The organism is Streptomyces sp. NPDC001220, from assembly GCF_053597895.1.
Genome location: NZ_JBSFJE010000008.1, coordinates 398,791 through 418,313, shown reverse-complemented (window position 1 = coordinate 418,313; position 19,523 = coordinate 398,791). Strand labels below are relative to the sequence as shown.

General features: G+C 72.1%; 20 protein-coding genes. 9 read left to right on the top strand and 11 right to left on the bottom strand.

What is annotated here, in order from left to right; genetic code table 11:
• Positions 1 to 33 precede the first annotated feature (33 nt).
• Entirely contained in the window at positions 34 to 1,287 is a 1,254-nt protein-coding gene (locus ACWDGI_RS21740) for a serine hydrolase domain-containing protein (RefSeq protein ID WP_450761335.1), read from the bottom strand.
• Between the two features lie 234 nt (positions 1,288 to 1,521).
• On the opposite strand from ACWDGI_RS21740, the gene ACWDGI_RS21735 reads away from it, so the two are divergent.
• Entirely contained in the window at positions 1,522 to 1,695 is a 174-nt protein-coding gene (locus tag ACWDGI_RS21735) for a hypothetical protein (protein ID WP_450761333.1), read from the top strand.
• 5 nt (positions 1,696 to 1,700) lie between these two features.
• Here ACWDGI_RS21735 and ACWDGI_RS21730 read toward each other — a convergent pair whose 3' ends face one another.
• The gene (locus ACWDGI_RS21730; RefSeq protein ID WP_450761331.1) at positions 1,701 to 2,168 is read right to left on the bottom strand and encodes a hypothetical protein; all 468 of its coding nucleotides are present in this window, start codon (positions 2,166 to 2,168) and stop codon (positions 1,701 to 1,703) included.
• A 345-nt stretch (positions 2,169 to 2,513) separates the two neighbouring features.
• On the opposite strand from ACWDGI_RS21730, the gene ACWDGI_RS21725 reads away from it, so the two are divergent.
• Both ACWDGI_RS21725 and ACWDGI_RS21720 read left to right on the top strand, forming a co-directional pair.
• Positions 2,514 to 3,863 (top strand): transaminase, encoded by a 1,350-nt coding sequence (locus ACWDGI_RS21725; RefSeq protein WP_450761329.1) that lies wholly within the window; start codon positions 2,514 to 2,516, stop codon positions 3,861 to 3,863.
• 21 nt (positions 3,864 to 3,884) lie between these two features.
• Positions 3,885 to 4,325 (top strand): Lrp/AsnC family transcriptional regulator, encoded by a 441-nt coding sequence (locus tag ACWDGI_RS21720; RefSeq protein WP_450761327.1) that lies wholly within the window; start codon positions 3,885 to 3,887, stop codon positions 4,323 to 4,325.
• 23 nt (positions 4,326 to 4,348) lie between these two features.
• On the opposite strand, the gene ACWDGI_RS21715 is transcribed toward ACWDGI_RS21720, so the two are convergent.
• Complete coding sequence (locus tag ACWDGI_RS21715; protein ID WP_450761325.1) at positions 4,349 to 5,446, bottom strand: PP2C family protein-serine/threonine phosphatase; 1,098 nt, start codon at positions 5,444 to 5,446, stop codon at positions 4,349 to 4,351.
• Positions 5,447 to 5,691: 245 nt separating this feature from the next.
• Between ACWDGI_RS21715 and ACWDGI_RS21710 the strand changes: the two genes are divergently transcribed.
• Complete coding sequence (locus ACWDGI_RS21710) at positions 5,692 to 6,600, top strand: GNAT family N-acetyltransferase (RefSeq protein WP_450761323.1); 909 nt, start codon at positions 5,692 to 5,694, stop codon at positions 6,598 to 6,600.
• 127 nt (positions 6,601 to 6,727) lie between these two features.
• On the opposite strand, the gene ACWDGI_RS21705 is transcribed toward ACWDGI_RS21710, so the two are convergent.
• The 5 genes from ACWDGI_RS21705 to ACWDGI_RS21685 all read right to left on the bottom strand — a co-directional run bounded on the left by ACWDGI_RS21705 (position 6,728) and on the right by ACWDGI_RS21685 (position 10,391).
• On the bottom strand, positions 6,728 to 7,615 hold the full coding sequence (locus tag ACWDGI_RS21705; RefSeq protein ID WP_450761321.1) for a Gfo/Idh/MocA family protein: 888 nt from the start codon (positions 7,613 to 7,615) through the stop codon (positions 6,728 to 6,730).
• Between the two features lie 47 nt (positions 7,616 to 7,662).
• Entirely contained in the window at positions 7,663 to 8,646 is a 984-nt protein-coding gene (gene tgmB, locus ACWDGI_RS21700; RefSeq protein ID WP_450761319.1) for an ATP-grasp ribosomal peptide maturase, read from the bottom strand.
• 15 nt (positions 8,647 to 8,661) lie between these two features.
• Entirely contained in the window at positions 8,662 to 8,853 is a 192-nt protein-coding gene (gene tgmA / locus ACWDGI_RS21695) for a putative ATP-grasp-modified RiPP (RefSeq protein WP_450761317.1), read from the bottom strand.
• A 176-nt stretch (positions 8,854 to 9,029) separates the two neighbouring features.
• Positions 9,030 to 9,896, bottom strand: coding sequence for a fructosamine kinase family protein (locus tag ACWDGI_RS21690; RefSeq protein ID WP_450761389.1), 867 nt, complete (start codon positions 9,894 to 9,896; stop codon positions 9,030 to 9,032).
• A gap of 27 nt (positions 9,897 to 9,923) precedes the next feature.
• Entirely contained in the window at positions 9,924 to 10,391 is a 468-nt protein-coding gene (locus ACWDGI_RS21685; RefSeq protein ID WP_450761316.1) for a hypothetical protein, read from the bottom strand.
• Between the two features lie 244 nt (positions 10,392 to 10,635).
• On the opposite strand from ACWDGI_RS21685, the gene ACWDGI_RS21680 reads away from it, so the two are divergent.
• Positions 10,636 to 11,343 carry a tRNA-dependent cyclodipeptide synthase gene (locus tag ACWDGI_RS21680; protein WP_450761314.1) on the top strand — a complete coding sequence of 236 codons (708 nt, stop codon included), beginning with the start codon at positions 10,636 to 10,638 and terminating at the stop codon, positions 11,341 to 11,343.
• Positions 11,340 to 12,530 (top strand): cytochrome P450, encoded by a 1,191-nt coding sequence (locus tag ACWDGI_RS21675; RefSeq protein ID WP_450761312.1) that lies wholly within the window; start codon positions 11,340 to 11,342, stop codon positions 12,528 to 12,530. Before ACWDGI_RS21680 ends, ACWDGI_RS21675 begins: the two co-directional genes overlap by 4 nt.
• A 55-nt stretch (positions 12,531 to 12,585) precedes the next feature.
• On the opposite strand, the gene ACWDGI_RS21670 is transcribed toward ACWDGI_RS21675, so the two are convergent.
• Positions 12,586 to 13,566: a Vgb family protein gene (locus tag ACWDGI_RS21670; RefSeq protein ID WP_450761310.1), complete on the bottom strand. Its 981-nt coding sequence runs from the start codon at positions 13,564 to 13,566 to the stop codon at positions 12,586 to 12,588.
• 392 nt (positions 13,567 to 13,958) lie between these two features.
• On the opposite strand from ACWDGI_RS21670, the gene ACWDGI_RS21665 reads away from it, so the two are divergent.
• The 3 genes from ACWDGI_RS21665 to ACWDGI_RS21655 all read left to right on the top strand — a co-directional run bounded on the left by ACWDGI_RS21665 (position 13,959) and on the right by ACWDGI_RS21655 (position 16,987).
• Complete coding sequence (locus ACWDGI_RS21665) at positions 13,959 to 15,347, top strand: glycoside hydrolase family 43 protein (RefSeq protein WP_450761309.1); 1,389 nt, start codon at positions 13,959 to 13,961, stop codon at positions 15,345 to 15,347.
• A gap of 236 nt (positions 15,348 to 15,583) precedes the next feature.
• Positions 15,584 to 16,198, top strand: coding sequence for a hypothetical protein (locus ACWDGI_RS21660; RefSeq protein WP_450761307.1), 615 nt, complete (start codon positions 15,584 to 15,586; stop codon positions 16,196 to 16,198).
• A 99-nt stretch (positions 16,199 to 16,297) separates the two neighbouring features.
• Positions 16,298 to 16,987: a class F sortase gene (locus ACWDGI_RS21655; RefSeq protein WP_450761305.1), complete on the top strand. Its 690-nt coding sequence runs from the start codon at positions 16,298 to 16,300 to the stop codon at positions 16,985 to 16,987.
• Positions 16,988 to 17,205: 218 nt separating this feature from the next.
• On the opposite strand, the gene ACWDGI_RS21650 is transcribed toward ACWDGI_RS21655, so the two are convergent.
• Together ACWDGI_RS21650 and ACWDGI_RS21645 are read right to left on the bottom strand one after the other, a co-directional pair.
• Positions 17,206 to 18,213: a LacI family DNA-binding transcriptional regulator gene (locus ACWDGI_RS21650; protein ID WP_450761303.1), complete on the bottom strand. Its 1,008-nt coding sequence runs from the start codon at positions 18,211 to 18,213 to the stop codon at positions 17,206 to 17,208.
• Positions 18,214 to 18,215: 2 nt separating this feature from the next.
• The gene (locus tag ACWDGI_RS21645; RefSeq protein ID WP_450761302.1) at positions 18,216 to 19,517 is read right to left on the bottom strand and encodes a glycoside hydrolase family 27 protein; all 1,302 of its coding nucleotides are present in this window, start codon (positions 19,515 to 19,517) and stop codon (positions 18,216 to 18,218) included.
• Positions 19,518 to 19,523 lie beyond the last annotated feature (6 nt).

Here is a 19,523-nt window from a genome sequence, read left to right as displayed (position 1 = left end):
AGTAAGCCAGTTGGGTCCTGTGCGGTTCGTGCGTCAGCGGGTGGCGGCGGCCGGCGCCGGCAGGTCGAAGACGTGGGCGGGCGAGATGATCCGGGTGATCGCCTGGCCGAACAGGGTGCTGGGCTCGATGTTCCCCCGGTAGCTGATGTCCGTGTTCAGCAGGACGACCACGGTCGTCCGCGTCGACGGCAGATAGACGGTCAGGGCCTCGTAGCCCGGCAGTGAGCCGTTGTGCCCGATCCAGCCCTGGACGTCGAAGATGCCGAGGCCGTACCCGGCGCCCGGGATCCCCGTCGACGGGGTCGTGAGCCGCTGCTTCTGGACGGCCGGGCCGACCATGGTCGTGCCGTCGGGGAAGACCCCGGTGGCCGCCGTACGCGCCCAGGTGTGCAGGTCGTCCAGGTCGGAGATCATCGCGCCGGCCGCCCAGGCCCAGGAGGGGTCCCAGCCGGCGGTCTCCTCGACCTTTCCGGTCGCCGTCTGGTCGGTGTAGCCCTGCGGGTGCGGGGTGGGGAACTCGTTCCCGGTCGGGAACACCGTGTGGCTCATGCCTGCCGGTGCGAGGACGTGCTCCCGGAGGTAGTCGCCGAGCCGCTGCCCGCTCTCCTTCTCGACGAGCAGGCCGAGCAGGATCAGGTTGGTGTTGGAGTAGTCGAACTTCCTCCCCGGCTGGAACTTCACCGGGTGCTTGAAGGAGTAGGCGAGCAGTTCCTGGGGGGTGAAGGAGCGTTGCGGATCAGAGGTCAGCGCCTTGAAGAAGCCGTCGTCCTCGGAGTAGTTGAACAGCCCGCTGCGCATCCCGGCCAGGTCCCGCAGAGTGATCCGGTCGCCGTTCGGCACCCCGTCGAGGTACTCGCCGACGGGGTCGTCCAGGCTCACCTTGCCCTGGTCGACCAGTTGCAGCACGGCCGTCACGGTGAACATCTTGGTCTCGCTGCCGATCCGCGTGTACAGGTCGGACGACATCTTCTGCCCGGTCTCCCTGTTCGCGACCCCGAACGAGCGAACGTAGTCGGGTCGGCCGGGTGTCCAGACGCCGACGGTCACACCGGGCACGTCCGCCTCGCGCAGGACCTTCCGCACGGCCGCGTCGAGTCGGCTGGCCACGGCCGGGGTCATGTCACGGACGTCCGGACGGCCCGTGGGCGACGGCGTCGGGGTGGGCGACGGCGCGGCGGACACGGCGGGCTCGGGGACGGCCGCCCCTCCGGCGAGCGGCACCGTCAGCGTTCCCAGTGCGACGGCGATCGCGGCCCCGCCGCGCAGCATGGCGGACTTGTGCGACATGGGCTGACTCCAAGCACGTGAGGAGGAACGTGCGGTGGGGTCGGACGTCAGAACCCTGACTCCACAGGATACGAGCGCGCACCCGACGGCGCCTGTCGGCCGGAGGCCGCGGGAACGCCCGCCGGAATGCTTGTAGGACCGGCGGCCGGGTCCGATCGGGGGGTGTTCTCACCCGACCCGGTGAGCGCGTCGGACGGCGCGTACCACCGGCGCGTTCCGGGCGTTGATCCGGTTATGGACGGATCCTCCCCCACGCCCTGGCGCCCGGTCCGGGAGCCGCACGCCCTCCGCTCCCGCGAGCCGATCTACGCCCAGCTCCTGCGGGAGTGGACGGACCAGGGGCGCACCCTGCCGGCCGAAGCCGAGAGCCGGCGCGCCGTCGCGTTCGTCCCGCCGCCCCGCCGCTGACCGCGCTACTCCCCGTACATCGGGGCCAGCACCGCCAGCGCGCCGTTGGCCTCCTGCAGCGCCGGCTCCAGCGTGCCCGGCACATGCAGCGCGCCGCTGCCGTCCGGCGGCACCAGCCACTCCAGATACCGCGCGGGCCGGTACGGCGGTGGTACGGCGACCCACGCGCCCTTGGTCGCGTAGCGAAGACCCGAGCCGATCCAGCCGCCGGACGGATCGGGCGGCAGGAAGAATCCGATCCGGCCCGCCGCGCTGTCCGCCAGGGTCGGCCCGGGCACCGGCAGGGACGGCCGCCACAGCAGGTCCAGCGTGAGCAGGCCGAGCCGGTCCGGGACGCTCAGCACGTCCCAGTAACGGCCCGCCTCCAGCAGCGCGACGCCCTCCCCGTGGTCCCACTCCCACTTGCACGCCCGGGGGTCCGCCGAGGCCGCCGCGAGCCATTCCACACCCTGCATCCACATCGCGTTCGTCATGCACTGCTCCGGGGGATCACCGCTCACCTGTTTCGGGCGCAGGGAACGACCGACGCCGGGCACTCGGCGCGCTCGCACGCCAACCCGGCATATGCATGCTGGTAGATATTTCTACGTGGCGGAAGGGGTGGCGAACCCTGGCGTTTTGGGGCGAATGTTCGAACACGGAGTACCGGTTCGCTTGTTGATCGGTGCGACGGGAGCCTCCCGGACGCGACCCGGATCAGTCGACGCTCGAATCAATCGTCATGGCAATCGATTCAAGTGCGGGCTCTTGATGAGGCGCCGGTATCAGTCGTAGGCTCCCGGAATTCCGTCGTCGCCGCTCCCGACCAGAGGTATTCCATGGACCGCACCCGACTGCACGCCCTGCTGGCCCGGGAGAGCGCCGAGGCCGAGCGGCGAAATCCCCGCTCCCGGGCGGCATATGCCGACGCCGGCCATCTCTTCGGCCGGGTCCCGATGACCTGGATGAACAAGACCGCCGGCGCGTTCCCGCGCTACCTGGCGACCGCGCGCGGCGCCCGGGTCACCGACGTGGACGGGCACACGTACATCGACTTCTGCCTCGGCGACACGGGCGCGATGGCCGGTCACTCGCCGGCCGCCGTGACAGAGGCTGTGCACCGCAGGTTCGCCGAGCTGGGCGGGGCCACCGCCATGCTCCCGACGGAGGACGCGGAGTGGGTGGGCGCGGAGCTGACCCGCCGCTTCGGGCTGGCCCGCTGGAGCTTCTCGCTCACCGCGACCGACGCCAACCGGTGGGCGATCCGGCTCGCCCGGGCCGTCACCGGCCGACCGAAGATCCTGGTGAACAGCTACAGCTACCACGGCAGCGTCGACGAGTCCCTCATCGTCGTGGGCCCCGACGGCCAGGGCGCGCCCCGCCCCGGAAACGTCGGCGCGCCCTGCGACGTCACCCTGACCAGCCGGGTCGCCGAGTTCAACGACCTGGCGCAGCTGGAGCGCGAACTCGCCCACGGCGACGTGGCCGCCGTCCTCATGGAACCCGCGCTCACCAATATCGGCATCGTCCTGCCGGAACCCGGCTATCTGGCCGGCGTGCGCGCCCTGACCAGGCAGTACGGCACGCTGCTGATCAACGACGAGACGCACACCTTCTCCGCAGGACCCGGCGGCTGCACGGCCGCCTGGGACCTGGAGCCGGACCTGCTGACCATCGGCAAGGCCATCGGCGGCGGCATCCCGGCCGGCGCCTACGGCCTCTCCGCCGGCCTCGCCGACCGCCTGCTGGCCCGTGCCGACCTGGACCTGGTCGACATGGGCGGGGTCGGCGGCACCCTCGCCGGCAACGCGCTCTCGGTCGCCGCCACCCGGGCCACCCTGGAGCACGTCCTCACCGACGAGGCGTTCGACCGTATGGCGCGGCTCTCCGCACGCTTCGAGACCGGCGTCCGGCAGGCCGTCCAGGCGCACGGCCTGCCCTGGTCGGTCAGCCGGCTCGGGGCCCGCACCGAGTACCGCTTCGCCGCCACGGCCCCGCGCACCGGTACCGAGTCCGCGGCCGCCGCCGACCCCGAGCTGGAGGACTTCCTGCACCTCTATCTCGCCAACCGGGGCATCCTCCTGACCCCGTTCCACAACATGGCCCTGATGTGCCCCGACACCACCGAGCAGGACGTCGACACCCACACCGCGGTGTTCGGCGCCGCCCTGCTCGAACTCGTCGGCTGAGGAAGGGGAGCCCACGTGCACATGGACGACATCGACCGGGCCATCCTGCGCGAACTGCAGGCCGACGGCCGGATCGCCTACGCCGACCTCGGCCCCCGGGTCGGGCTGTCCGCCTCCGCGGCCCGGCAGCGGCTGCAGCGCCTGCTGGACTCCCGGGCCGTGCAGGTCGTCGGCGTCACCGATCCGATGGCCATGGGCGGCCAGGCGATGGCGCTGCTCGGCATCGGCGTGGACGGCGACCCCCGGGCCGTCGCCGACGCCCTCGCCGCACACTCCGAGGTGGTGTACTCGGTGTTCACCTCGGGCGGGTTCGATCTGTTCGCCGAGGTGGTCACCCCCGGCCCGAAGGACCTGCTCGACTTCGTCAACGACGTGGTCCGGCCGATCGAGGGCGTGCGCGAGGTCCGCTCGTTCCCGTACTTCGCGATCCACACCCACCGCTTCCTGTGGGACGTGGGCTGAGCCGGGGACGTGGGCAGGGGACCTCAGGTGATGTCGGGCGCCAGGACGAGCATGGTGGCGTCGTCCCGCACCTCGCAGCGCTTGGCCAGGTCGGCCCACACCAGCTCGGTGAGCTCGGCAGCCTCCGCACCGGCGAACCCGGCCAGCCGCTCCGGGAGCGGGTAGAAGCGCCCGGCCCGGTCACGCGCCTCCCAGACCCCGTCCGAGGCGACGAACAGCCGGTCGCCGGGTCCCAGCTCGACCGTGACCTCCTTCGGCGGTTCCACACCCGCGAGAGCGAGCCCCACCGGCGCCCCCGGTGCGACGGCGAGCTCCTGGGCCAGGCCGTCGCGCAGCAGCACCGGCGCCGGATGACCGCAGGCCACCACCCGTACCGATCGCAGGTCGGCGGAGAACTCCAGCAGCAGCGCCGTCGCGAACAGCTCCGCGTGCGGTACGTCGGCCGAGTCCACCGACAGCCGGCGGTCCATCCGCGCCGCCACCGACTCCAGGTCCGGCTGGTCGAGGACCGCCTCCCGGAACGCGCCGAGCAGCGACACCACCGTGGAGACGGCGGCCAGCCCGTGCCCGCGTACGTCCCCCATCACCGCCCGCACGCCGAAGGGCCCGTCCCGCACGTCGAAGAAGTCCCCGCCGACCAGCGTGCCGTGCTGTGCGGCCCGGTACAGCCCGGTGCACCCCACCGCGCCGACCCGCTCCGGCAGTGGCGGCAGCACGGCCCGCTGCACCGCCTCGCCCACCGCCCGCTCGGTGACCAGCTGGGCGTCCCGGTGACTGCGCACATAGGACACGAACACGCTCAGCAGCGCGACGAACGTGACCGTGAGCAGGTCGGTGTCGCCGGGATGGTTCAGATGGGTGGCGGGCACGTTCAGCAGGACCACGACCAGGCAGCTGAGCACGGCGGTCGCCAGCGGGCCGTACGACAGCACGGCGAGCGGCGGGATGGCCCCGAGCAGGAAGCCGAAATCGTGTCCGTCGGGGCTGATCAGCGTCGCCGCGGTCACGACCGCGAGCAGCAGCACGGGCAGCACCCGCACCCAGCGCGGCGGCGGTGCACCCTGCAACCAGCCACGCCCGTCCCGGTAGTCACGCGACGACCAGCCGCGCACCCAAGTCACATCCCTAAGCTACGCCCGTGCCCCGGCACCGGTCGCGCAGGGATCTTCACATGCCGCGCTGGAGAATTCCGTGGACGTGCGCTGACCGTTGGCCCTACTGTGTGAGCCGCACGCCCAGGACCGGACGGAAGGAGGCGAGTGCGATGTTCATCACACCCATCCCGCGCTCCCTCCCCGACGTCCGGGCGTGACGGCTCAGAGCTGACCCGGGAGCGCTCCTCGCAGCACACATCCCGGAGGAATCCGTGACCGATCCGGTCATCCGTACGCTCGACGACAGCACCGCCACCCTCTTCGACGCCCTGCCCGACCCGCTGCGCCTGCGCGAGACGCACCGGCGCACCCGCTACCGCCCCGACTGGAAGCGGGTCGCGCTGCGCGACGGCCGGGTGGTCGCCCGCGCCGCCTGGTGGGGCCGCCCGGAGGACACCGCGCCGCTTCTGGTCAACTGGTTCGACGTGGCCGAGGGCGAGGAGGAGGCCGGCGCCGAGCTGCTGCGCAGCGCGCCCTGGCAGGCCGACGAACTGGAGCTCGACCTGCCGGCCGGCTGGCGTGACGTCCCCGCACTGCGCACAGCCGCCGAGACCCGCTTCAGCTCCGCCCGCAAGGCGGGCTACGAACTGCTGGTGGAGCGCTACAACTACCGCTGGACCCCCGAGTGCGGCCTGCCCGAGCGGCCCGGCCGGCTCGTCTTCACCCCCGAACCCGACGACTCGGTCTTCCTCGCCATCCTGCGCGGCATCAGCTCCGCGACCCTCGACGCCCACGCCCGCCGGGCCGTCGCGAAAGGGGGAGTGGAACTGGCGGCCCAGGAGGACCTGGAGATCTTCCACTGGTTCCCCTCGCCCCGCGAGTGGTGGCAGGTGGCCCGCACACCCGACGGGGAGCCGGTCGGCATCCACATCCCGGCCCGCAATCCGTCCGGGCCGTGCATCGGGTTCATCGGCGTCCTGCCCGGACAGCGCGGGCACGGCTACGCCTACGACCTGCTCGTCGAGTGCACCCGCTTTCTCGTCGAGCAGGGCGCGGAGGCCATCGGCGCAGCCACCGACCAGGGCAACTTCCCGATGGCCGCGCACTTCGCCAAGGCGGGCTACCCGGTCGTCCGGGAGCGGGTGAACTTCTGGGCCTCGGCCGCGGTCGGCGCCGGGTGACCGGCCGGCCACGCGGTGCTCTCGCCGTCCGGCCCGGTCTCCCGGTTCCTTCCGAGGTTCCTGCTGCCCGCCGGGGGGACCGGGCCCGGTCGAGGCGGAGCGTGGCGTACCGCTGGTCGATGTCCCGCTAGTCGATGTCCTTGCCCAGCAGGGTCTCCGTCTCCGTGAGGATCTCGGTGACCCGCAGGGCGAAGGCGGCGTCGCAGGGGTGCGGGTGGCCTGTGCGGGCGGCGGTCATCAGGGCGTCGGCGGCCCGGGACAGGGCGGGGACCGCTCCTTGCGCACTCCTCGGCAGCAGCGTCACCCCCGCCGCGCCCCGCAGCTCCACATCGGCCCCCGCCGCCGCCGGGGGAGCCGTCAGGCTCAGGGTCACCGTGCTCGACGCCCCCGTGGCGTGGTCGAGGACGAGATGCACGGTGTCCGCGGGGCCGTGCACGGCGGCCGCCACCCGCCGTACGTCGCCCAGGACCGGCAGCAGCACGGACAGGGCGTGCGGGCCCACGTCCCACAGCGCGCCCTTCTCCCGTCGCCACGGCGACGCAGCGAACGGGCTCCCGTCGGTGAACACCGACCCCAGCCACTGCGCCCGCGCCGTGAACCAGCCCGCCGTGCCGGCCTGTTCTGCGATCCACGCCTCGGGTTCGCTCTGGAAGCGGGTGGTGAAGAAGACCACCGAGGCGACCCCGGCACGCTCGGCGGCCTCCACCACCGCCCGCCCCTCGGCGACGCCGAGCGCGAGGGGCTTGTCCAGCAGCAGATGCCGGCCCGCCGCCGCGGCCCGCACCGCCAGTTCCGCCTGCACGGCCGGCGGCAGTGCCACGGCCACCGCGTCGACGTCGGCGAACAGCGCGTCCACGTCGTCGTACGCCCGGACCCCGTACTCCCCGGCCAGCTCCACCGCGGCCTCCGGGCGGCGGCCCCACACCCCCGCGAAGTCCAGCGATCCGTGCCCCGCCAGCGCGGGGGCGTAGGCCGCCCGTGCCCAGGGGCCCGTCCCCAGCAGTCCGATGCGCATCTCCCGTTCCTTTCTCCGTGCCCGGTGCCACATCCTCGCCCAGACCGTCAAGGCGTCGTGCTCCGCCCGCCGTCGACGTAGGGCCGGTACTGCTCCGTGCCGTGCGCCAGCCAGCCGGCGATGGTCTCGGCGATCGGCTGACCGGTGTCCATCTCGACGAAGCCGAACTGGCCCGACTGGTTGCACTCCAGGAACCACCAGATGCCGTCGGCGTCCTCCGCGAAGTCGAAGGCACCGTAGGCCAGCTCGGCGTCCTTCATATACGTGTGAACGGTCTCGGCGACTCGGGGCGGCACCTCCACCGCCAGCCAGGGAGAGACGGACGGGGCGAACCGGACGTCCACGTCGTCGGGTTGCGCGTCCGGGCTCACCGGCTTACGGGCGGCCAGCAGCCGCTCGCCGACCACCGTCAGCCGGATGTCCGCCCGCTTGGCCACCCGCCGCTGCAACAGCGTCGGGCCGAAGGCCACCGCCGAGAAGTCGGCGTCGGGCGCCACCCGGCTGGTCGGCACGGCCCGCGGCGGCTCCTGCGGATGCGCGCCCGACACCGGTTTCACCACCAGGTCCGGGAAGCGTTCCGCGAACTCCCTGGCCGCCTGCGGGAACGTGGTGATCAGCGTCGCGGGCACGGCGAGCCCGCTGCGCTGCGCCAGCCGCAGCTGCCACGGCTTGTGGCGGGCCCGGCGGGCCGCGTCCGGATGGTTCATCCAGCGCGCGTCGGTCCCGCGCAGCAGGCCGTACAACGCCTGTTCGGACTCCTCGGTCAGCCAGGTGGACGGCTGGGGGGCCCGGGCGGCCGCCACTCCCGGCCTGCGCACCCAGATGGAGCGGAGGCCGTTCATGCTCACCAGGCGCCCGTTCACGGACAGATGTCCGCCGCTGGCGCCCTGCACGAACTCGCCCGACAGGGCCACACCGCTGGTCAGATCGGCAGGATCGAGGCGGACGACGGGCACTCCGGCCTCGTGCAGCCGGAGGACCACCATGTCCGCCGTCACGTCCTCGTCACTGGTCAGGATGAGCACAGTCATCGTCGGGGTCCGCGCTCAGTCGTCGAAGTGCGTCTTGGAGCCCGCGGTTGAGGTCGTCGTCCCCAGGGCTCTGAGCGTTGCGTGATCGGTGGCTGCGATCCGGCCATCGAGGAGAACGTTCAACTGCAGTCCGGAGTCATACGCGTACGGAGTGATGACGTCCAACTGCACTGCGGGGCGTGCGTAGTTGAGCGCGAACGGTTGCATGGTCTCTCCCTGTTTCGTTCTTCCATGCACTTATACGATTCGAACGCGTGGTTGGTTTCCTTACTCTGCGTAATCTCAGTCCTAATTAAGGGCTCGTTAAGGAACCAGCCGGAAATCAGCGGCGAATCGTTCCCGCCCGTGGCCGATTTCACATGCCCGTCCGGCATGTGACGGCGTCAGATGCCCGCGATGGTCCGGGATGTCTCCAGGGTCTGTTCGGCGTAGCCCCGTCCGAAGAGCGCGGTATGCACCAGTAGCGGGAACAGCTGATGCACCGCCACGCGCTCCGCCCAGCCGGCGGCCAGGGGGGCAACTTCCTGGTACCCCTCCAGAATGAGGTCAAGGTACGGGCAGCCGAAGAGACGGAGCATCGCCAGATCGGTCTCGCGGTGACCGCCGTGCGCGGCCGGGTCGATCAGCCGGACCGTGCCGTCGGTACCCCACAGGACATTGCCGTTCCACAGATCTCCGTGCAGCCGGGCGGGCGGCTCGGGCGGGCCTGCCAACTCCGGCAGCCGCGCGCAGACCCGCTCGACCATCGCGGCCTCGCCGGGCCGCAGGGTCCCGCGGTCCACCGCCGCCCGCAGATACGGCAGTACGCGGTGCTCGGCGTACCAGCGCGGCCAGTCGGTGCCCGGCTCGTTGCGCATCGGGGCGAGGCCGATCCAGGCGTCGCGCGGACCGTCCGGCGGTGCCGCCCCGAAGGCCGGGGCCCCGGCGGCGTGCAGAGCGGCGAGGGCATGGCCGAAACGCGTCGCCGCCTCGGGGTCCGGACGCCCGGTGGGGACCCACTCGGTCACCAGCCACCGTTCGTCCTGCGCCAGCACCTCGGGTACCGCGACCGCGCCGGCGGCGGCCAGCCAGCGCAGCCCGGCCGCCTCGGCGGGTACCGCGCCGGGCCCGTCGCCGCGCTTGACCATCGCCGCCCGCCCGCCGGCCAGCGTCACCTCCGCCAGGCCGCCTGCCCGTGCCCGCACAGCCGAGACCGGCCGCCCGGTGAGCCGGGCGGCCGCCGCGCCAGGACCTTCGCCGCCGCCGACCACGGCCACCGGACCAGCGGCCGCCGAGGCTCAGGCCCCCCAGGTGCCCTGGTCGACGGCGCAGTTCCACCCCGTGCCGTGCAGGGCGAACTTCACCTTGTAGCTACGGGTGTTCAGCAGATGCGTCTGCACCTTCACGCCGAGACTGGTCTTCTTCTTCAGTGTCGTCGTGTACACCGACACCGTCTTCGACGTCTTGTGGCTGACCTTGCCACCCTTGGCCGTCGCACTGCCGAAGCGGATGTTCTTCACGTCCGTCACGGTGAACGTGACCTTCTTGAAGCTCTTGCTCGCGCTGGTGTTCTTCACCGCGAAGTACAGGCCGCCGTTGGTGACCCAGCCGCTCGAGTTCACGTAGAAGCGGCTCGGATAGACGATGTCGACCGGGCAGCCGGTGCTCCGCGCCGCCCCGGCCTGCGCGGACGCGCCGGTGGCGAGCCCCAGTTGGGCGGCGGTGACGATGCCGGCGGCAGCCAGGACACCGAAAGATGTGCGCATACGGTTCACTGCGGTGATACCTCCCCCTGCGGTACTCATCGGACCGTAGAGGAGAATCCCATCTCCGCGGCCGGAAAGCACGTGCATTTCCACGGGACTTCCACCATTGCTACGACAGGTTCCGGCCAAACCCAGGCGGTAACTACCCGTGTCGGACCGGTACGGCTAGCGTGAGGGCCGTCGCGTCGCCACACCAGGGGCACTGGGCCCCGCAGGGACTAGCGCGCGGCGGAGGGTATCCCCCTTGACCACAGCATCCGTGCTGATGGCCGACGTCTTCGAGGTTCAGCCCTACACCTCCCACTGCCAGGTCATCCACGACGAGGGTGCGCACGCCGTGATCGGCGTCTCTCCGGGCAACAGCTACTTCTCCGCCCGGCGTCTGCACGACCTCGCCCACTGGGGACTGGACCACTTCGACAGAGTCGACTTCGTCTACACCGACCTGCACGTCGCCGAGATGTACGAGGCATCCGGCTATCCGCCCGACGAGGCCCGCCGCAAGGCGGTGAAGAACCTGCGTGGGGTGCGTGCCAAGGTCCGGGACGCCGTCACCGAGGCCGATCCGGAGGGCACCCGGCTGCGCTGGCAGCCGATGTCCCACTTCCGTACCAACGCCGCCTACCAGGAGATCCACCGCCTGCTGCGGGGCCGGCTGGCCGAGGACGGCGAGTTCCGGACCGTCTGCGACGCCCTCGTCAGCCGCTTCCTGTCGGACAGAGGAGAGGAGGCGAGCGACCGGCAGCGCGCCGTGTGCCTGGAGTACGTGTGCGCGGAGGCCCCGCTCTTCCTCGACACCCCCGCCATCCTGCGGGTGCCGTCCTCCCTCAACTGCTACCACCAACTGCTTCCGATGGCGGAGCTGTTGTACGCCCGCGGTGCCGGACTGCGCGCCTCCCGCAACCAGGGGCACGCGATCGTCACCCCGGCCGTCGAAGGAGCCGCGGCATGACCGCCGTCACGGAGTTGCTGACCTTCCCGTTCTCCTGGGACGGCACCCGGGTGCCGGACGAGGTCGGGGACCTGCGTGCCACCGCCCCGGTACGGCGGGTGCGCACGATCGCCGGCGACGAGGCCTGGCTGGTGTCGTCGTACCGGCTGTGCCACCAGGTGCTGCGCGACGACCGGTTCTCCCTCAAGGACACCTCGGCACCGGGCGTGCCCCGCCAGTACGCGCTCACCATCCCGCCCGAGGTGGTGAACAACATGGGCAACATCACCGGCGCCGGGCTGCGCCGAGCGGTGCTCAAGGCCCTCAACCCCAAGGCACCGGGGCTCACCGAGTGGCTGCGCGCGGAGGCGCACCGACTGGTCGACCGGCTCGTCAAGGACGGGCCGACGGCCGATCTGCGGGGCGCGTTCTGCGAGCCGTACTCGGCGGGGATGCACTGCCGCATCCTCGGCATCCCGCAGACCGAGGCCCCGGCGTTCCTGCGCAGCCTCGACATCGCGTTCATGAACTCGGCGTGCCCGGTCAGCGGCGCCCGGATCAACTGGGACCGCGACATCGCCCGGATGACGGCCCTGCTCGACGACCCGGCCACCCACGGCCTGATGGGCGAGCTCGCCGCACTCCGCGACAGCCCCGACGGCGAGCGTCCGAGCGACGAGATGCTGGCCACCGTCGGCGTCACCATGTTCGGCGCCGGAACCGTCTCCACCTCCGGCTTCCTCACCATGGCCCTGGTGTACCTGCTCACCCACCCCACGGCACGCGATCTCCTCGGGGACCGCCCGGACCTGATCGGCCCGGGGATCGAGGAACTGCTGCGGGTGAACCTCTCCATCGGCGACGCGCTGCCCCGGCTCGCCCTGGCGGACGTCCGGCTCGGCGACACCGACATCCGCGAGGGCGACCTCGTCCTGGTCCTCGTCGAGGGCGCCAACCTGGACCCGGAGAAGTTCCCGGACCCGCACCGCTTCGACGTGCACCGCGACAACACCGCCGACCACCTCTCCTTCGGCGGCGGAGCGCACTACTGTCCGGCGACCGCGCTGGGCCGGGCGCACGCCCGGATCGCCCTGGAGGTCCTGCTCGACCGACTGCCGGATCTCGCCCTCGCCGTGCCGCCCGCCCAACTGGTCTGGCGCACCGGCTTCATGAAGCGCATCCCGGAGCGGCTGCCGGTGACCTGGTAGCGCCTGCTCCGACCACGCTCCGCTCCGACCGCGCTCCGCTCCGGCCGGGCCGCTCTCAGGCCGGCTCGATCCGGCCGATCGCGTTGCCCAGCAGTTCGGTGAACCACACCGTGCCGTCCGGGCCGGCCGTCAGCCGGAAGGGCGACTTGTCGGGACCGGCAGGCACCGGTACGACGGTGATCCCGCCGTCCGCCGACACCCGGCCGATGCGGCCGGACCGGTCGGTGAACCACACCCGGCCGTCCGGCCCCGCGGCGATCCCGCCGGGGTCGCCGTCCGCTCCGGGCAGCGGATACCGGGTGACCCGGCCGCTGCCGTCGATCCGGTCGACGGAGTCCGACCCGGACGCGGTGAACCACATCCCGCCGGGCCCGGCGACGATGTCCTCGGGGAAGTCGGCGCGGCTGGGCAACGGGAACTCGGTGATCCGGCCGGTGGTCTCGATCCGCCCGATCCTGCCGCCGGCCAGTTCGGTGAACCAGAGGGCGCCACCGGTACCGGCGGCGATGCCGTACGGGAGGGCGGCGGCCGTGGGCACCCGGTACTCGCTGATCCTGCCCGCGGTCGTGATCCGGCCGATCCGGTTGGTCCCCGGTTCGGTGAACCACAGGGCACCGTCGGGCCCGCGGGTGATGCCGGCGGGTGCACTGGCGGCCCGGGGCAGGGCGAACTCGGTGACGGTGCCCGAGGTGGTGATCCGTCCGATGCGTCCGGCCGCCTGCTCGGTGAACCAGAGGGCGCGGTCCGGCCCCGGGGTGATGGCGAAGGGCGCGCTGCCCGGGGTCGGGGTGCGGCGGTCGGTGACGGTGCCGTCCGCCGCGATGCGCCCGATCCGGGCGGCTCCGGACTGGGTGAACCACAGCGCCCCGTCCGGCCCGGCGGCGATCCCGGCGGGCAGGCTGTCGGCGGTGGTGGTGATCGGATACTCCGTCACACCACCGCCGCCTGCGGCGCGTGCGGGCGCCGCGACGGCGGTCACGCCGGTCAGGGCGCCGAGCAGGAGAGCGAGCACGCGTCGGGGGAGTCGGCGGGGCATACGGCGTCCTGGTCCTCGGCAGACGGGCTGTCAGCCCGAGGCTAGACGCGGCCGCACCGCCGTACGACCCGACCGGTCCGGACGGGGGAGGTGCCGTCGACCTCACCGGCCCGTTCCCCGCCGTGGAGCTCCGCACGGAGATCCGCCGTACGACGCTGCGCAGGGCCGGGCCCCGGCCGCCTGCCCCCGGTGGACAGCCAGGTCACATGAGCCCCACAGTGGCGGCCCCGGACTGTGTCCGGCCCCCCTCACGCTCCCGGTGGAGTGCGGGGAATCCGAGTAACTCCCTTGTTACGCAAGGATTGACGCACCTCACGTGTCCCTCTAGTTTCTGATCGCCCCTCCGAACCGTGTTCGAAGTCTCGGACATCCCCCCTTCGTCTGGAGCGCACATGAACGGCACCCCCCTGTCGCGCCGGCACTTCCTCGGCGCGGCCGCGACCGTCCCCCTCGCCGCCACCGGCGCCCTCGCCCTCGGCGCCGGAACCGCCCGGGCGGCCACCGACTCGGCCTACGTGATGTGCTACTTCACCGAATCCCCCGACATGCTGGCCGCCAACTACGGCCTGCACCTCGCGGTCAGCACCGACGGCCTCCAGTGGACCCCGCTCAACCAGAACAGCCCGGTCGCGACCCCCACCGCGGGCTCCCTCGGCCTGCGCGACCCGTTCATCCTGCGCAAGCAGGACGGCACGTTCGTGGTGCTCGCCACCGACCTGAACGGCACCGACTGGACCTACGTCAGCCAGTACATCCACGTCTGGGACTCCACCGACCTGCGCAGCTTCACCGGCTACCGGCGGATGAAGCTGCACGACATGGACACCCACAGCTGGGCGCCCGAGGCGTTCTGGGACCCCGGCCGCGGCCGGTACGGCGTCATCTACTCCGCGGTCAACGACAGCGGCCACAACGTCATCATGATCAACTACACCGGGGACTTCGTGACCGCCGGCGATCCCCAGGTCTTCTTCGACCCCGGTTACGACGTCATCGACGGCGACCTGGCGGTCGGTGTGAACGGCGTCAACTACCTGTACTTCAAGAAGAACTCGACGCTGGTCGGCGCCCGCTCCGGCTCACTGGACCCGGGCAGCTTCACCGAGTTCAGCACGGCCGTCTCGCACAACGGCACCGAGGCCCCGACCCTGGTCAAGTCCCTCGCCTCCAGCTCGACCTGGTACCTGTGGGGCGACACCTGGTCCCCGAACGGCGTCTTCTACGCCTGGGGGACCAGCGCCCTGTCCGCCGGCACCTGGACGGCCCTCGACCAGAAGACCTACACCCAGCCGCTCAACTCCAAGCACTGCGGCATCCAGCCCATCACCTCGGCCGAGTACGGCAATCTCGTCGCCAAGTGGGGCACCCCCGCCTGGAACCGGCTGAAGTCCTACAACTACCCGGCCCGGTACGTCCGGCACAGCAACTTCGTCGGCCGGATCGACGAGTACGCCTTCGACCCCTACACCGACGGCATGTGGAAGCTGGTCCCCGGCCTCGCCGACAGCGGCGGCGTGTCCTTCCAGTCGGTCAACTACCCGACCCGCTACCTGCGCCACTACGACTACCAGCTGCAACTCGACGAGAACGACGGCACGACGGCCTTCGCCCAGGACGCCACGTTCTACCGGACGGCGGGTCTCGCCGACTCCTCCTGGTCCTCGTTCCGCTCGTACAACTACCCGACGCGCTACATCCGCCACTCCGACTACGTCCTGCGGATCGACCCCGTGTCGACGAGCACGGAGCTTGCCGACGCCACGTTCCACGTCGGCTACTGACGCCGCGGCGGGCCCGTCGGGCGGCGACACGCCGACGGCGGGCCCGGAGACCCCCGAATGGCCCCGTCCCGCCGGCCGGGATTGACCCAGCCGGGCGGTGTTGGGCGTGTCGTCACCACGGATGGGCGGCCTGGATGGTGCCGGGCGTGGCGCTGGCTGACGGTGGTTCATGTCGGGGCCGGGTCGTATCAGCCGATGGAGTATCCGCTGCCCGGCCAAGGCGGAAGGACATCGAGATGCGTTCTGCCCGCATGATCCTCGCGACGACGGCCGCCACCGCAGCCCTCGCCTTCGCGGCACCCGGCGCCCATGCCGCGGTCGCGGGGGACTGGGACAACGGAGGCCGTGACGACTCTTCCTACAGCAAGGAGCACAACGACGACAGCAGCCACGAAGCACCGCGTGGCGGTATGTACACGGGCGGCGGAGTCCTCGCCGTGGCGAAGCTGAGCAGTGGATGGGACTCGGACAGCGGCAACGACAGCAAGTTCGATCCCGAGACCTACAAGGACAAGGGCGACGACCAAGGGGGCAAGGGCGACAAGGGAGACAGCGACGGCCAGGGGGGCAAGGGCGACAAGGGGGACAGTGACGGCCAGGGGGGCAAGGGCGACAAGGGGGACAGCGATGGCCAGGGGGGCAAGGGCGACCGGGGGAGCGGTGAGGGCCGGGACCAGGGCGGCTCGTGGGGTGACGACGAGGACAACGAGAAGCCGCACGGCGGTATGCACACCGGTGGCGGCGGCCTCGCCACGCCGGGGGTGACGACCGGCGGGCTGGCCGTCCTCGGTGTGGGGGCGGCCGGCGCCTACGCGCTGCGGCGCAGGAAGACCGCCGGGTCCGTGTCCTGACGGGCCTGCGCATACGGGAGCCGCGGCCGCCGACCTTCATGGACGCGGCCGCGGCCCCGTTCCCCCCTCCCGCTGCCGTGCTCAGAAAGGTGACCTCGAATGGCAGCTGGCACCTCCCGCCCGAACACCGAGGGCCCCGTCCCCGCGGCCCCTGATCCCGAGGACCCGGACGGCACCCGGCGCGCCGGACGGCTGCCCGTGTGGGGCGTGGCCGTCCTGCTCCTGGCCGTGGCGATGCTCTTCGGACACGGCAAGGCCTCCGACGCCTCGGGCAACATGCCGGCCGAGAGCGCGGACGCCGCCCCCTCGGGCGGTGCGCGCCGGGCCGACGAGGCGCTGTCCCGGTCCGCGCCGACCCGTCTGCTCATTCCGAAGATCGCTGTCGACGCCCCCTTCACCACCCTCACCCTCGCCCCCTCGGGCCAGCTCCAGCCGCCGCCCGCCGCGGACACCAACCTCGTCGGCTGGTACGCCGACGGCCCGGCGCCCGGCGAGGCGGGCACCGCGATCATCGCCGGGCACGTCGACACCAAGGTCTCGGCCGCCGTCTTCGTCCGGCTGGACGAACTGGAGCCCGGCGACGGCTTCTCGGTGCTGCGGGCCGACGGCACGGAGGCCGACTTCGTGGTCGACAGCTCCGACACCTTCGCGAAGGACGACTTCCCCAGCGATCGCGTCTACGCGGACACCCGCCGCCCGGAGGTGCGCCTGATCACCTGCGCCGGCGACTACGACCACGACGTGAAGGACTACACGGAGAACCTGGTCGTCTTCGGCCACCTCGTCTGATACCGAACGCGATCGCGTGTCGGACGGCACGGACGGGGCCAGGGTCGGAGGTGGGCAGCCATGAGCGAGGCGCGCGGGAGTGAGTCGGCAACGGCCGCGCGCCGAGGCCTCATTGAGCACCATAGGGCCGCGCGCCGAGGCCCCATTGAGCACCACAGGGCCGCGCGCCGAGGCCCGGTGAGCGCGGTACGGGTGCCGGCTGCGGGTGGCCGAGCGGTTCAGCCGCCTGTCGACTCCCGTACCACCAGGCGGAAGGGGCCGATGAACTCCTCCCGCTCCGGGCCGGCCCCGGGCCGGCCGATGCGTGCCGCCAGCAGGGCGACCGCGCGTTCGGCCATCAGATCGTGGTCCGGGTCGACGGTGGACAGGGAGGGGACGAGGTACGCGCTCTCGTCGACGTTGTCGAAGCCGATCACCTTGACCCGCTCCGGCACCCGGAGCCCGGCGTCGGCGAGTGCGCGCAGCACACCCATGGCCACCGTGTCCGTCACGCAGAACACCCCGTCGACGTCGAGGCCGTCCGCCAGCCGCTCCCGGATCCGGCGGGCGGCCTCCTGCATGGTGAGCGACTCGGCGGTGACCACCAGTTCCGGGTCGGCGGGCAGCCCCGCGGCCGCCAGCGCCCGCAGATATCCGGCGTGCCGCAGGCTCGACACGTCGGTCTCGCTGCCCAGGCGCCCGCACACCAGGGCGATCCGCCGGCAGCCCCGCTCGACGAGATGGCGGGTCGCCGCCTCCGAGGCGGCCTCGTTCGGCATGGCGACGTGGTCGACGGGGCCGCCGAAGATCCGCTCGCCCAGGATCACCACCGGATGGTCGACCTCCAGGGCCTGGACGTCGGCCGGCCCCATCCCCACGGTGCTGAGGATGAGGCCGTCGTAGAGCCGGTTGCGGGACAGGGCGAGGGCCGCCAGCTCGTTCTCCCGGCGGGCGCCGGTCTGCTCGATGCCGACCCCCAGCCCGTGCCGGTCGGCCGCCGTGATGATCGAGGCGGCCAGCCGGCCGTAGTACGGGCGGTTGATCTCGGGGACCGCCAGGCAGATCGTCCCGGTACGGCCCTTGCGCAGATTGCGGGCGGCGACGTTGACCCGGTAGTCGAGCCGGGTCATCGCCTCCAGGACGCGGTCCCGGGTGGCCGGGCGGACGTTGGGGCGGCCGTTGATCACGTTGGAGACGGTCATCGCCGAGACTCCGGCCGCCTTCGCCACGTCCTGGATCGTCGACACGTTCACTCCCGCCTGCCGTCCTCGGCAAGACGATAGAGGGCGGCGCCGTGGGCGGGCAGTTCGACGGTCAGCCGCCGGCCGTCGTGGACGGTGTCGGTACGGGTCCAGACCTCCCGGACCCGGTCGCGGGATCCGGCCCCGATCGACCCCAGCGGCACCTCGAACCGGCGCTCCTGGTCGGCCAGCGAGAACACCGCCGCGTACCGGGTGCGCCCGTCGGTGTCCCGGGCGGTCCACAGCACCAGGTCCCGCTCGCGCAGCACCTCGCGGTTTCCGGTGCTGTGCCACAGGACGTCGAGCGCCTCGTCGTTGGTGAGCAGTTCGATGGTCTCCGGCGGGCTGGTGGGCAGGTCGCCGCCCATCATCAGCGGGGAGCGGGAGATCAGCCAGAGGGTCAGCAGGCTGGTCTGCTCGGGGCGGGTGAGGGCCGACTGGCGGTCCGCGCCGCGCTCCGCACGGATGCCGATGTGGCCCAACGGCAGCATGTCGGCGTCCGCCCAGCCCTGCCGGCCCTGCCCGGGGGCCCAGCGGGCCATCCGCGCGAACTGCGCCTCGACGTCCGCCCAGCGGTCCCACAGGTCGTCGCAGACCCGCCACATGGTGGCGTGCTCGCGGAGGTGGCCGAGGCGCGCGAGGGACATGTCCGTGCCGGGGGAGAGGCTCAGCTCGATCGGCCTGCCGCTGCGCTCGACGGCCCGGGCGTAGGCGGCGATCTCCCGCTCGTGGTACGGGAAGAGCATGTCGTCGGCCTTGACGAAGTCGACGCCCCACGCGGCGAACTGGGCGACCTGGGCGTCGTAGTAGGCCTGGGCGCCGGGGTGGTCGTGGTCCAGGCCGTAGTTGTCGGAGTTCCAGGGGCACACGGAGCCGGTGTCGGCCACGTCGGCCGCAGTGAACTCCGTCCCGAGCACCGGGAGTTCGGCCTCGACCGCGCGTCGCGGGATGCCGCGCATGATGTGCAGCCCGAACCGCAGCCCCATGCCGTGCACTCGCTCGGCCAGCGGCCCGAACCCGGCCCCGGCCGCGGCGGAGGGGAACCTGTTCGGCGCGGGGAGCTGACGGCCGTACCCGTCGAGGACGAGCGGGGCGTCCGGGTTGTAGCCGTGGGCCCGCGCGGTGGGTTCGTACCACTGGATGTCCACCACCACGGTGTCCCAGCCGTGCGGCAGCAGCCGCTCGCGCATGAACTCCGCGTTGGCGAGGACCTCTTGCTCGGTGACGGTGGTGCCGTAGCAGTCCCAGCTGTTCCAGCCCATCGGCGGCCGCAGGTGGCGGGCGGGCAGGGGACGTGCGGATCGGGTCATGTGCGC